This window comes from Acidovorax sp. 107 (genome assembly GCF_003058055.1).
Classification (GTDB): Bacteria; Pseudomonadota; Gammaproteobacteria; order Burkholderiales; family Burkholderiaceae_C; genus Acidovorax.
Genome location: NZ_QBTZ01000001.1, coordinates 4,363,786 through 4,376,071, shown reverse-complemented (window position 1 = coordinate 4,376,071; position 12,286 = coordinate 4,363,786). Strand labels below are relative to the sequence as shown.

The window sequence follows — 12,286 nt, the reverse complement described above, 5'->3', positions numbered from 1 at the left end:
TGTGGCGTGGCGGCGGCGGGGCTTGCGCCCGGCCACATTGTTGATTTGCTACCTATTTGGTAGCTACTCAGGCATATTGCACTAGCGCTTGAGCACCAAAACGCCTCAAAAGCGCGTCACCCACCCTCTCGATGCACTGGCACACGCGGGTTAACCCGTAGGAGTACAGATCGCAATAATTTGTATGATAACCATATAAACACACCAAACCGGGTGTGCCCAGCCTCCCTCACCAGGCCGTTTTCAGCGGCCTCCATCTGGGCCTGCCCCCTTCCATCCCGGAGATACCCCGTTCATGTCCACCCTCGCATTTCTCGGCATCGGCGCCGGCAGCATTGGCCTGCTCCTGTTGCTCATCATCCGCTGGCAGGTCCACGCTTTCGTGGCGATGATGCTGGTGAGCTTTCTCGTGGCGTTTGCCACCGGCATGCCGATTGGCGACATCATCAGCACGCTGATTGCGGGCATGGGCGGCACGCTGGGGTCGGTGGCCATCCTGGTAGCGCTGGGCTCCATGCTGGGGCGGATGATCGAGGTCTCGGGTGGCGCGGCCAGCCTGGCCAACCGCTTTACTCAGCTGCTGGGCCCCACACGGGTGCCCATGGCCCTCACGGCCGCCGCGCTGGTGCTGGCCATCCCGGTGTTTTTTGATGTGGGCTTCATCATCCTGGTGCCCATCGTCTACGGCTTTTGCAAAGCAGCGGGCGTCAACCCCATCAAGTTCGGCCTGCCTGTAGCAGGCATCATGCTGGCCGCGCACGTGGTGGTGCCACCGCACCCCGGCATAGTGGGCGGGGCGGCCATCGTCAAGGGCGACATTGGCTGGATCACCATCATTGGCCTGGCCATCTGCATCCCGCTGGCGGCGTTGTCGCAGGTCGTGGCGGGCTGGCTCAATCGCAAGGGCTACCCCATGCTGCCCACCACGGCCGAGCAGTTTGCGGCCTTTGGCAACAGCGAAGACAGCAAGACCAGCAAAGCAAGCGCTGCTCCAAGCGTCGGCACCATCATGGCGCTGATCATCATTCCCCTGGCCCTCATCATGGCTGGCACCACCGGCGCCACGTTGCTGCCCAAGGGCGACAACCTGCGCAACGTGCTGGGCTTCATCGGCTCGCCCATCTTTGCACTGATGGTGGCCGTGGGCCTGGCGATGTTCCTGCTGGGCCGTAACCAGGGCTAGAACCGCGAGCGCACCAACGCCATCATGGAATCCGCCCTGCCCCCTGCTGCCACCGTGATCCTGGTGACGGGCGCGGGCGGCGTGTTTGCCAAGGTGCTCACGGCCAGCGGCATTGGCGCTGCGCTGTCGCAAAGCCTCACCGCTACCCATCTGCCGCTCATCCTGCTGGCGTTCATCATCTCTCTGGCCCTGCGCGCTGCCCAAGGCTCGGCCACCGTGGCCATCATCACCACCTGCGGCCTGCTGGCCGATGCGATGGCGGGTGGCGGGTATTCCCCCTTGCAAGTGGCGCTGCTCACGGTTGCCATTGGCTTTGGCAGCCTGGGTCTGTCCCACGTCAACGATTCGGGCTTCTGGATCGTGACCCGCTACCTGGGCCTGAGCGTGGGCGATGGCCTGCGCACTTGGACGGTGCTGACCACCGTGCTGGGCCTGGCGGGCTTTGCACTCACGGCTTTGCTTTGGGTGCTGGTGGCCTGAGCGCCCACTTTTTGAATTTCTTTGAAGGACTGACAACATGACCCAACCCACCGTCGGCATCATCGGCCTGGGCGCCATGGGCGCTGGCATTGCCAAGACCCTGCGCAACAACGGCTTCACCATCCACGTGTGCGACGTGCGCCCCGGCGTAGCCGATGCCTTAGTGGCAGACGGTGGCACGGCCCACGCCACCACGGCTGCTATGGCAGCGGTAAGTGATGTGGTGGTGTCGGTGGTGGTCAACGCCGCGCAGACCGAGAGCGTGCTGTTTGGCGACGATGGCCAAAGCGGCGCGGCCAGCACCATGCGCCCCGGCAGCACCTTTGTGATGTGCTCCACCGTGGACCCGAACTGGTCGGTGGCGCTGGAAGCGCGCCTGAACGCCCTGGGCCTGCACTATGTGGACGCGCCCATCTCCGGCGGCGCCGCCAAGGCTGCATCGGGCCAGATGACCATGATGACCTCGGCCAAGCCCGAGGCCTATGCCGCTGCGGGCGCCGTACTCGACGGCATGGCCGGCAAGGTGTACCGCCTGGGTGACAAGGCGGGCGCGGGCAGCAAGGTCAAAATCATCAACCAGCTGCTGGCCGGTGTGCACATCGCCGTGGCCGCCGAAGCCATGGCCCTGGGCCTGCGCGAAGGCGTGGAAGCCAGCGCCTTGTATGAAGTGATCACGAACAGCGCAGGCAACAGCTGGATGTTTGAAAACCGCATGGCCCATGTGCTGGCGGGCGACTACACACCGCTGTCGGCCGTCGATATCTTCGTGAAGGACCTGGGCCTGGTGCTGGACACCGCGCGCGCCAGCAAATTCCCTCTGCCGCTGGCCGCCACGGCACACCAGATGTTCATGCAGGCATCGACTGCAGGCTTTGCCAAGGAAGATGACAGCGCTGTGATCAAGATTTTCCCCGGCATCACTCTGCCCGAAGGGAAGGACAAGGCATGACACGCGCACGTGCACTGCTGGGCTGCATTGCCGACGATTTCACCGGCGCCACCGATCTGGCCAACAACCTGGTGCGCGCAGGCATGCGCGTGGTGCAGGCGATGGGCGTGCCCACGGCGCCGTTGGATACCGAGGCCGATGCCATCGTGGTCGCACTCAAGTCGCGCACCATTCCAAAAGACGAAGCGATTGCCCAGTCGCTGGCTGCGCTGCAGTGGCTCAAGGCGCAGGGCGCTGAGCAGATCTACTTCAAATACTGCTCCACCTTTGACAGCACCGCCGAAGGCAACATCGGCCCCGTGACCGATGCGCTGATGCAAGCCCTGGGCACCGACTTCACCATCGCCACGCCCGCGTTCCCCGACAACAAGCGCACCGTGTTCAAGGGCTACCTGTTTGTGGGCGATGTGCTGCTGAACGAGAGCGGCATGCAAAACCACCCGCTCACGCCCATGATCGACCCCAATCTGGTGCGCGTGCTGCAGGCACAAACACCCAGCCGCGTGGGCCTCATCGACCACAGCGTGGTCGCACAGGGCGAGGCCGCCATCCGCGCACGCATCGACCAACTGAAGGCCGAGGGCGTGCGCATGGCTGTGGTGGATGCGGTGTCCAACGCCGACCTGCTGCGCCTGGGCCCTGCGCTCAAGGGCATGCCGCTGGTCACCGCAGGCTCTGGCGTGGCCATTGGCCTGCCGGGCAACTTTGGCGTGGCGCCCAGCAATGAGGCCGCCCGCCTGCCTGCTGCGCAGGGCCTGCAGGCCATCGTGTCGGGCAGTTGCTCGGTGGCCACCAACCAGCAGGTCATGGATTTCATCAAGGCGGGCAAGCCCGCCTTGGCCATCGACCCGCTGCGCATTGCCGCAGGGGTGGACGTGGCCGCCGAAGCGCTGGCCTGGGCCGAAGGCCACATCGGCCAAGGCCCGGTGCTGGTGTATTCCACCGCCGAGCCATCGGCCGTGCGCGCCATTCAGGGCAAGCTGGGCTCCGAGAAAGCCGGTGCCATGGTGGAAGACACCATTGCCGCCATTGCACGCGGCCTGGTGCAGCGCGGTGTGCGCCAGCTCATCGTGGCGGGCGGTGAAACATCTGGTGCCTGCGTGCAGGCCCTGGACATCACGCAAATGCGCATTGGCGCGCAGATTGACCCCGGCGTGCCGTGGTGCCACGCCGTGGCCCCCGACGCCAAGGACGGGCTGCACATCACGCTGAAGTCGGGCAATTTTGGTAGCACCGACTTTTTCACCAAGGCTTTTGCACAATTGCAGGCATGACCTCTACCCCCGCCTTCATGGACGAGAGCCAAGCCCGCGACGAGATCTGCCGCGTAGGCTGCAGCCTGTTTGAGCGGGGCTATGTGCACGCTACCGCAGGCAACATCAGTGTGCGCCTGGCAGACGGCTACCTCATCACCCCCACCGACGCCTGCCTGGGCACGCTGCAGCCCGAGCGGCTGGCGCGCCTGGACGCCCAAGGCCAGCAGGTGGCGGGCGACCGGGCCAGCAAGACCATTGCGCTGCACCGGCAGATTTACGAGGCCTCGGCATCGACAGCAGCCCCTGCGCGCTGCGTGATCCACACGCACAGCACACACCTGGTGGCGTGCTCGCTGCAAGCCGACACGGCTGCGGGTGGCAAGTTGGCACCCGATGCGCAATTGCTGCCGCCCATCACACCCTACTTCGTCATGAAGGTGGGCCGCGTGCCGCACATCCCGTACCACCGCCCTGGTGACGCCGCAGCGGCCGCGCTGGTGGCGCAAACCATCACCCGCTATGCCACACAGGGCAGCCCTGTGCGCACCGTAATGCTGGCACGCCTAGGGCCCAACGTGTGGCACGACACGCCCGCTGCCGCCATGGCCGTGCTGGAGGAACTGGAAGAAACCGCCCGCCTGTGGATGCTGTGCCAGCCCCGCCCGACACCGCTGACCGAGCCCCAGATCGAGGAGCTGCGCCAGAGCTTTGGTGCCCACTGGTAACGGGTAACGGGTTGGCTGCGCACAAGGCGCGGGGATGAAAGAACACACACAAGGAGACACACCATGACCCTTTCTTTCTGGCGCAAAGCCTTTGCCCCCATGCTGCTGGGCGTGCTGGCCACAGGCGGCGCATCGGCTGCGGACTACCCCGCCCCCAAGCATGGGGAATGGGTCGTCAAGGACTTCCGCTTCCACACCGGCCAGACCTTGCCCGAACTCAAGCTGGCCTACTCCACGGTGGGCGAGCCCACCGGAGAGCCCGTGCTGGTGCTGCATGGCACCAATGGCTCGGCAGAGAGCATGCTCACGCCCGGCTTTGCAGGCACGCTGTTTGGCCCCGGCCAGCCGCTGGATGCGCGCAAGCACTTCATCATCCTGCCGGACGCTATCGGCACCGGCCGCTCCAGCAAGCCGTCTGACGGCCTGCGCGCCGCCTTTCCGGCATACAACTACGACGACATGGTGCAGGCCCAGTACCGCCTGCTGACCGAACACCTGGGCGTGCGCCATGTGCGCGCCATCATCGGCAACTCCATGGGCGGCATGCACACCTGGGTGTGGGCCCAGCGCTACCCGGATTTCATGGACATTGCCGTGCCCATGGCTTCTCTGCCCGCCGCCATGTCGGGCCGCAACTGGATGATGCGCCGCCTGCTGGTCGAGGCCATCCGCAACGACCCCGAATGGCAGGGCGGCAACTACACCCGCCAGCCCCGCAGCCTGCAGTTTGCGTCGGTGTTCTTTGGCACGGGCACCAACGGCGGCAACCAGGGGCTGCAAAAGCTGGCCCCCAACCGCGCTGCGGCCGATGCGCTGGTGGAGCAGCGGCTCAAAGCCCCTTTCCGTGGCGATGCCAACGACCACATCTACCAGTGGGAAGCCTCACGCGACTACGACCCCGAGCCCGGGCTGGAACGCATCACCGCGCGCGTGCTGGCCATCAACTCGGCAGACGATGAGCGCAATCCGCCCGAGCTGGGCGTGCTCGACAAAGCCATCGCCCGCATCCCGCACGCACAGGCCTACGTGATCCCTGCCAGCGCCGACACCCTCGGCCACAGCACGGTGGGCCTGGCGCGCTTTTACCAAGACCGGCTGGCCCAGGTGCTCACCAGCGCACCGCGCCGCTGATCTTCTCTTTTCAGGAACCGTTTTCATGCCCCGCTTTGCCGCCAACCTGTCCATGCTCTACAACGACGTGGACTTTCTCGACCGCTTTGCTGCCGCCGCCCGCGATGGGTTTAAGGCGGTGGAGTACCTCTTTCCCTACGCCTACCCTGCGCAAGAGCTGGCCACGCGGCTGCAAGCCAACGGCCTGCAACAGGTGCTGTTCAACGCGCCACCCGGCAACTGGGACGCAGGCGAGCGCGGGCTGGCCTGCCTTCCCGGACGTGAGGCCGAGTTCCGAGAAGGCATTGCCAAGGCCGTTGAATACGCCAAGGCCCTGCAATGCCCCCGCATCCACGTGATGGCCGGGCTGGTGCCCCAAGGGGCAGACGCCGCCATCGTGCGCGCCACCTACGTCGCCAACGTGCGCTACGCCGCCGAGCAGGCTGCGCCTCATGGCATCCAGATCCTGCTGGAGCCCATCAACAGCCGCGACATGCCCGGCTTCTTCCTGAGCCGCCAGGACCAGGCCCATGCGCTGATCGCCGAGATCGGCGCCACCAACGTGAAGGTGCAGATGGACCTGTACCACTGCCAGATCGTGGAAGGTGACCTGGCGATGAAGGTGCGCCAATACCTGCCGACGGGCAACGTCGGCCACTTCCAGATTGCCGGTGTGCCCGAGCGCCACGAGCCCGACGTGGGCGAGATCAACCACACCTACCTGTTCCAACTGCTGGACAGTCTGGGCTACGACGGCTGGATTGGCTGCGAATACCGCCCCGCGCGCGGCGCCGCCGCCCACGCCACCAGCGACGGGCTGGGCTGGCTCAAGCCCTGGCTGTAAAAACCTACCCCGCACCACAGTTGCCGCGGCACGCCAGACGCTGGTGCAGCGCGCACCATGGTGTGGCGCGCAAGGGTGTTCGGGTATAGCCCACACGACGGGATCGCATGGCACAGATCCTGCAAATACGCTGGCGCCAAGAGTAGAAGCGTTCAGCGGCCACCGCCCGGAAATTGCTCTTGAAGCATGCAATGGACTGACGCCACCCACGGGCGCGCAGGACTGTGCGTCTTCAGGAGGCCGGTGCCCCCACCTCGCAGCCCCAGCGCCCTGTCGGTTGATTGCATGCACCCCGTTCGGAGGGGTGTGAAGCCTGGCTTTTCACTCCCCCGTGGTTATCCGCCAACGACCAGGAGTGCTCCACCATGCAACGCCGTTCCCTCATCCGCGCCACTGGCGCCGCCGCCCTGCTGTCTGCCACACCGTTTGTGCGCGCCCAGGGCAATCTGCAAAAGTTCAAGTTCAACCTGGGCTGGAAGGTCGAGGCCTCGGGCGCGGGCTTTTTGCTGGCGCAGCAGCGGGGCTACTACAAGGATGCGGGCCTCGATGTCACCATCGACACGGGCAACGGGTCCGCCTCGGCCATCAGCCTGGTGGCGGGCGGTGCGTATGACGTGGCGTCGGCCGACCTCTCGACCATGATCGAGTTCAACACCGCCAACCCGCAGTCCAAACTGGCGGCGGTCGCCATCCAGTACGACCTGAACCCCAACTCGGTCATGGTGCGCAAGGACGGCGCCATCAAGAAACCCGCCGACCTGGCGGGCAAGACCATCCTGGGCCAGCCCTTCAACGCCTCGCGCAAGCTCTTTCCTGCCTTTGCCAAGGCGCAGGGCTTTGATGGCAGCGGCGTGAAATGGGAGAACGTGGCCCCCGACATTGGCGACACGCGCTTCGTGAAAGGTGACTTTGACGCAGCGGCGTACTTCTTTTTCACCGGTCTGCTCAACCTGAAGGCGCGGGGCCTGACGCCGGATCAGATCACGGTGTTTCGCTTCTCGGACTATGGCCTCAAGTCCTACGGCAACGGGCTCATCGCCAACGCCAAGAGCATGCAGGACAACCCGGACGCCATGAAGGCCTTCGTCAAGGCCACCACACGCGGCTGGGTCGATGCGATTGCCGACCCGCGCGCCGGCGCTGCTGCCATCAAGGCCCGCGAGCCCCTGGCCCAGGAAGAGATCGAGTTCGAACGCCTGCAGCTCATCGTGGACGGCACCATGAAGACCGCCGAGACACGCACCAACGGCTGGGGCGCTGCCACACCTGCGCGCCTGCAGGCCACCATCGATGAGACCGTGGCGGCCTTCGGCCTCAAGAGCAGCCTGGCGGTGGCCGACATCTGGACCGACCGCTTCCTGCCCGCAGCCGCCGACCGCAAGCTCAAGGCCTGACCAGGGGAAAGCCATGGGCATCCCCCTCATCGACCTCAGCGGCGCCCTGCAGCCGGGCGCGCCGCGCAGCCCTGCCGTGATGGCCGTGGTCGCCCAACTGCGCCAAGCCTGCATGGGCGCAGGGTTCTTCTACGTGCGCCACCACGGCGTGCCGCTGGACGTCATTGCGCGCCAGTTTGCCTTGGCGCAGCAGTTCTTCGACCTGCCACTCGCATCCAAAGATGCGATTTCGCTGCACCACTCACCCGCCATGCGGGGCTACGAAAGCCTGGGCGGGCAGACCCTGGACGCGAATGCGCGCCCGGACCTGAAGGAAAGCTTCTACTGCGGGCTGGACTACGCAGCAGACCATCCGTACGTGCAGCGCGGCTACCACTCCTACGGCAGCAACCAGTGGCCGGAGAGGTTGCCCGGGCTGGCCGCCCAGAGCCGCACCTACATCGCCGCCATGCGGCAACTGGCCCTGCGGCTGATGCAGCTGCTGGCACTCTCGCTCGACCTGCCCGAGGACTACTTCGACCACACGCACCAGAGCCCCATGCTCACGCTGCGGCTGCTGCGCTACCCACCCCATCCTGAAAGCGCCGATGCACTCACCTTTGGCGCGGGCGAGCACACGGACTGGGGTGCCATCACCCTGCTGGCCCAGGACCACCATGGCGGGCTGGAGGTGAAGCTGCCCACCGGCGAATGGGTGGCCGCTACACCCATCGAGGGCGCGCTGGTAGTGAACCTGGGCGACATGATTCCGCGCTGGACCAACGGGCTGTACCGGTCCAACCCGCACCGCGTGCGCAACATGCACAGCGGGGGCGCACCGCGCCACTCCATTCCGTTTTTCTACACGCCCGACTACGAGGCCCAGGTGGTCCCCATCCCCACCTGCGTGCCTGCCGGTGAATCGCCGCGCTTTGCACCCTGCACCGTGGGCGAGCACCTGCAGGCCATGTACCGCAAGACCTACGGCCTGGGTCACACCGCTACATCCACCACCCCGGCCAGCGCGGCGGTGATGGCATGAGGCTCTGGTTCAACCTGCTGTGCCAGGACATCGAGGCACAACTGCAGTTCTATCAAGCCCTGCTGCAGTTGCCCGAGGCGCCGGGGACGCGCTCGGCCATCTACCGGGCGGTGGAGACCGAGCATTTCCAGCTCGGCTTCAACGCCCCCGAGGCCTATGCCCTGCTGGGCCTGGCCGACCGGCAGCCCGGTGCCACCTTGCAGTCGCCGCGCAGCGTGACAGGCTACGCCACCTTCATGCTCGACATGCCAGATGCCGTGGACGCGGCCAGCGAGAAGGCAAAAGCTCTGGGCGGGCAAATCATCAAGCCACCCTACGCCACCTACTACGGCCAATGGCAGGCGGTGCTGGCGGACCCGGAGGACAACGTGTTCCGGGTGAGCGTTGTGGGCGTTCCGCGCAACGTTGCTTGAGCAGCCCCTGCCCGGTCAGGCCAACAGCGGCAGTGACCGCCAAAGCATCCGCGGGGTGAACCAACGCCCACCCCTGTGCCATCCATCGCGCCTCAATAGGCCTTGAAGTTGGCCGCCACCCGCTGGTTCAGGTAGTCGCCAGCAGCAATCGCCGGGTACTTCTTGCCCGGCCCTTCGATGATGGCATCGCGGTTGGCCTGGGCAAAGAAAGCGATGCTGTAGCGCGGCCCCATGTACTCGCCGGGCAGCGGGTTCTTCACGCGGTGGAAGTTGCTGGGCAACTGGTCGTCGCTCCAGCGCATCAGCATGTCGCCGATGTTGCAGGTGATGGCCTGCTCGTCGGGCTCCACGGACGTCCAGGCCTGGGTGTCCATCTCCTTGCCCGGGCACACCTGCAAGCCGCCCTGGCCCTGGCGCTGAAAGAGCAGGGTCAGGCAATCAAAGTCGGTATGCGCCCCGGCGCGCCACAGGCCCAGGCGGGCTTGCTGCTCGGGCGGGGTCGCAAAGTAGTGCAGCAGGCGCAAGGTGCTTTGGTAACTGGCCTGCGCAGGGTCGTGCGCGCGGGCAAAGAAGGCCTCGTCAAACCCCAGCTTCCACGCAAAGCACGACAGCACCTGCATGGCCACCTGCCAGCACTGGCCTTCGAAGGCGAGCATGGTGGCCTGAAAGCCCGCCAGCTCCTCGTCGGTGGGCCACAGGCCTGCCATGTGCGGGCGGGTGATCTGGTACGACTCCTTCTGATCCGGCGTGCCGGTGGAGGGGCGCACCTGCGCGCGACTCTCCCAGCCCACATTCAGCGCTTTCTTGAGCGGGTACTGCGCCTTCACGGCATCCGGCAGCGCAAAGAAGCGCTCGGTCATCGCAAAGGCGTTGTGCACTTCGGCCAGGTCAATACCGTGGTTCACGATCTGGAAAAAGCCGACATCGACGGCAGCGTCCCATAGCTGGTCGGCAATCTCGGTCTTGCGCTGCGCAAAGTCGCTGAGGTCGATGCGGCGGATCTCGCGGCTCGCGGTTTCCGAGCCCATCGCGCCCATGCGCGTTTCTTTTTGCAGCTCGGCGAGGTCGTAGTTGGCAGTGGTGGTCATGCAGTTCTCCTGAAGACAAGTGGAAGGAAGAAAGGCCCTCCCGCTGGGTGCTTCAAGAGTGGATGCACCGCCTGCGGCAGCCGTCCTTTTAACCCTTGAAGCCACGGTGTGCCAACGCACACCGCTGTGCGCACAGCGGGCTTCAAGAGCAATTTCCGACTGGCATCGCCCCGTGCAGGATGGCACAGGGGGCAACACAGTGAACGCTTCTACTCTTGCCAATAGCGATGCAAGAAGAATGCCCACGGCTCCTTGCTTGTGTGTCCAAGCAGGGTGAGAGCGCTTGGGCACAGCGCATCAAAAGCCATGCATACATGTCACTGATTGTGATTGGCATGCCAAATGCAAGCGCCCTGCACCACAACGGCGGGCGTGCAGACAGTCCGGCGTTGCACAACGACAGCCACCCACCCACCCACCATCGACGGAGACACCCACACCATGCACGCGCTCATGTCTACGCCCCCAGCCAGCTTTGACGACCCCACCCCCATCAACGACACCGACGGCACCTACCTGCGCCAGGCCATCGCGTGGTCGTGCACTGCCCGCGCGCGCGGCAACCGTCCGTTTGGTGCAGTGGTCATCAGTGCCGAAGGGCGCCTGCTGGCCGAGGCCTACTGCAACACCACCGAGACCGGCGACTGCACCGGCCACGCCGAGACCAATGCCGTGCGCCAGCTCAGCCCGCGCGTGGGGCGCGATGCCCTGGCCAAGGCCACGCTGTATTCATCGGCCGAGCCCTGCGTGATGTGTGCGGGCGCCATCTTCTGGTCGGGCATTGGGCGCGTGGTGTTCGGCATTGACGCCGAACGCCTGCGCGTGTTCCGGGGCGAACGTGCCGAACAGCGCGACGCCGAGCTGTCGTGCCGTGACGTGTTTGCCGCCTCGCCCCATGCCATCGAATGCATCGGCCCCGCTATGGTCGAAGAAGCCAGCGCGCCACACATCGGGTTCTGGAAAGTCTGACCCACTCCCGCGCGGGCAGAATCTGCAGCGCACACTCTGCACTCCCCATGCCTCGCACCACCGCCATGACCGAATCCGAAGCCGAAGCCGCCTCTGGCGCGCTGCTCAGCCGCGCCAAGCAGGGCCGCGAACGCATCTTGAGCGCCATCCGCGAAGCGGCCATTGCCGAGTTCAGCCGCCATGGCTTCAAGGGGGCATCCACCAAGGCCATCGCCGAGCGCGCGGGCCTGACCAAGCCGCAGTTGCACTACTACATCGCCAGCAAGGAAGAGCTGTATGAAGAGCTGCTGTATTCAGTGCTCAACGGCTGGTCGGGCGCGTTCCAGTTCGACAGCCAGAGCGACGACCCCAAGAAAGTGCTGAGCACTTACGTGCGCAAGAAGCTCGACTACGCGCTGGACAACCCGGGCCTGTCGCGCATCTTCACCACCGAGGTGCTGGGCGGTGGGCGCAACCTGGGCAAATACTGGCCCGTGGCCGTCAAGTCCACCCAGCAGAAGGTGGACCTCATCCACCGCTGGATCGCCGAAGGCCGCATGCGCGCAGTCAACCCCACACTGCTGCTCATGCAGATATGGGGCATGACGCAGCACTACGCCGACTACGGCGTACAGGTGCACATCATGCTGGGCCTGGCGCCCGACGAGCCCATTGACCGCGAGCCCATCGTGCGCGAACTCACCAGCTTTGTGCTGCTGGGCTGCGGCCTCGCACCAGACTAAAGCCCCATGCCCATTTCTGGGCATGGTCTACGCGCCAAAGGGCCTGAGGGGCGCGATGCGCACCAGCACGCGGCGCAAATCCGTCGCGATAAGGCCGCGTTGATCCACCACAAAGACGTTTGACAGGTTTTT

Annotated in this window: 11 protein-coding genes and 1 pseudogene; 11 read left to right on the top strand and 1 reads right to left on the bottom strand. The window is 65.5% G+C overall.

The annotated features are described in order from the left end of the window. Positions 1–295: 295 nt before the first annotated feature. The 9 genes and pseudogenes from C8C99_RS20445 to C8C99_RS20405 all read left to right on the top strand — a co-directional run bounded on the left by C8C99_RS20445 (position 296) and on the right by C8C99_RS20405 (position 9,375). Positions 296–1,663 (top strand): annotated as a pseudogene (locus C8C99_RS20445) (GntP family transporter). 37 nt (positions 1,664–1,700) lie between these two features. Then, on the top strand, positions 1,701–2,612 hold the full coding sequence (ltnD, locus tag C8C99_RS20440) for an L-threonate dehydrogenase (protein ID WP_108626727.1): 912 nt from the start codon (positions 1,701–1,703) through the stop codon (positions 2,610–2,612). Then, positions 2,609–3,886, top strand: coding sequence for a 3-oxo-tetronate kinase (otnK, locus tag C8C99_RS20435; RefSeq protein WP_108626726.1), 1,278 nt, complete (start codon positions 2,609–2,611; stop codon positions 3,884–3,886). Before ltnD ends, otnK begins: the two co-directional genes overlap by 4 nt. 17 nt (positions 3,887–3,903) lie before the next feature. Beyond that, a complete protein-coding gene (locus C8C99_RS20430) occupies positions 3,904–4,593 on the top strand; it encodes an aldolase (RefSeq protein WP_108627253.1) in 690 nt (229 codons plus the stop codon). A 63-nt stretch (positions 4,594–4,656) separates the two neighbouring features. After that, positions 4,657–5,724, top strand: a complete 1,068-nt coding sequence (locus C8C99_RS20425) for an alpha/beta fold hydrolase (RefSeq protein WP_108626725.1) — start codon at positions 4,657–4,659, stop codon at positions 5,722–5,724. Between the two features lie 25 nt (positions 5,725–5,749). Continuing rightward, entirely contained in the window at positions 5,750–6,547 is a 798-nt protein-coding gene (otnI, locus tag C8C99_RS20420; protein ID WP_108626724.1) for a 2-oxo-tetronate isomerase, read from the top strand. A 365-nt stretch (positions 6,548–6,912) separates the two neighbouring features. Then, entirely contained in the window at positions 6,913–7,941 is a 1,029-nt protein-coding gene (locus tag C8C99_RS20415) for an ABC transporter substrate-binding protein (RefSeq protein WP_108626723.1), read from the top strand. 13 nt (positions 7,942–7,954) lie between these two features. Further along, entirely contained in the window at positions 7,955–8,962 is a 1,008-nt protein-coding gene (locus C8C99_RS20410) for an isopenicillin N synthase family oxygenase (RefSeq protein WP_108626722.1), read from the top strand. After that, positions 8,959–9,375 (top strand): VOC family protein, encoded by a 417-nt coding sequence (locus tag C8C99_RS20405; RefSeq protein WP_108626721.1) that lies wholly within the window; start codon positions 8,959–8,961, stop codon positions 9,373–9,375. Before C8C99_RS20410 ends, C8C99_RS20405 begins: the two co-directional genes overlap by 4 nt. Positions 9,376–9,467: 92 nt before the next feature. On the opposite strand, the gene C8C99_RS20400 is transcribed toward C8C99_RS20405, so the two are convergent. Further along, the gene (locus C8C99_RS20400) at positions 9,468–10,463 is read right to left on the bottom strand and encodes an isopenicillin N synthase family oxygenase (protein WP_108626720.1); all 996 of its coding nucleotides are present in this window, start codon (positions 10,461–10,463) and stop codon (positions 9,468–9,470) included. Between the two features lie 453 nt (positions 10,464–10,916). Here C8C99_RS20400 and C8C99_RS20395 point away from each other — a divergent pair, with 453 nt between their 5' ends. Both C8C99_RS20395 and C8C99_RS20390 read left to right on the top strand, forming a co-directional pair. Continuing rightward, positions 10,917–11,432, top strand: a complete 516-nt coding sequence (locus tag C8C99_RS20395) for a nucleoside deaminase (RefSeq protein WP_369867768.1) — start codon at positions 10,917–10,919, stop codon at positions 11,430–11,432. A gap of 65 nt (positions 11,433–11,497) precedes the next feature. Further along, positions 11,498–12,154, top strand: coding sequence for a TetR/AcrR family transcriptional regulator (locus C8C99_RS20390; protein ID WP_108627252.1), 657 nt, complete (start codon positions 11,498–11,500; stop codon positions 12,152–12,154). Positions 12,155–12,286: the final 132 nt, after the last annotated feature.

Coding starts and splice junctions, on each gene's coding strand:
- C8C99_RS20410 (WP_108626722.1), top strand. CDS start 7,955: ATGGGCATCCCCCTCATCGACCTCAGCGGCGCCCTGCAGCCGGGCGCG.
- C8C99_RS20395 (WP_369867768.1), top strand. CDS start 10,917: ATGTCTACGCCCCCAGCCAGCTTTGACGACCCCACCCCCATCAACGAC.
- otnI (WP_108626724.1), top strand. CDS start 5,750: ATGCCCCGCTTTGCCGCCAACCTGTCCATGCTCTACAACGACGTGGAC.
- C8C99_RS20430 (WP_108627253.1), top strand. CDS start 3,904: ATGGACGAGAGCCAAGCCCGCGACGAGATCTGCCGCGTAGGCTGCAGC.
- C8C99_RS20390 (WP_108627252.1), top strand. CDS start 11,498: ATGACCGAATCCGAAGCCGAAGCCGCCTCTGGCGCGCTGCTCAGCCGC.
- otnK (WP_108626726.1), top strand. CDS start 2,609: ATGACACGCGCACGTGCACTGCTGGGCTGCATTGCCGACGATTTCACC.
- C8C99_RS20415 (WP_108626723.1), top strand. CDS start 6,913: ATGCAACGCCGTTCCCTCATCCGCGCCACTGGCGCCGCCGCCCTGCTG.
- ltnD (WP_108626727.1), top strand. CDS start 1,701: ATGACCCAACCCACCGTCGGCATCATCGGCCTGGGCGCCATGGGCGCT.
- C8C99_RS20400 (WP_108626720.1), bottom strand. CDS start 10,463: ATGACCACCACTGCCAACTACGACCTCGCCGAGCTGCAAAAAGAAACG.
- C8C99_RS20405 (WP_108626721.1), top strand. CDS start 8,959: ATGAGGCTCTGGTTCAACCTGCTGTGCCAGGACATCGAGGCACAACTG.
- C8C99_RS20425 (WP_108626725.1), top strand. CDS start 4,657: ATGACCCTTTCTTTCTGGCGCAAAGCCTTTGCCCCCATGCTGCTGGGC.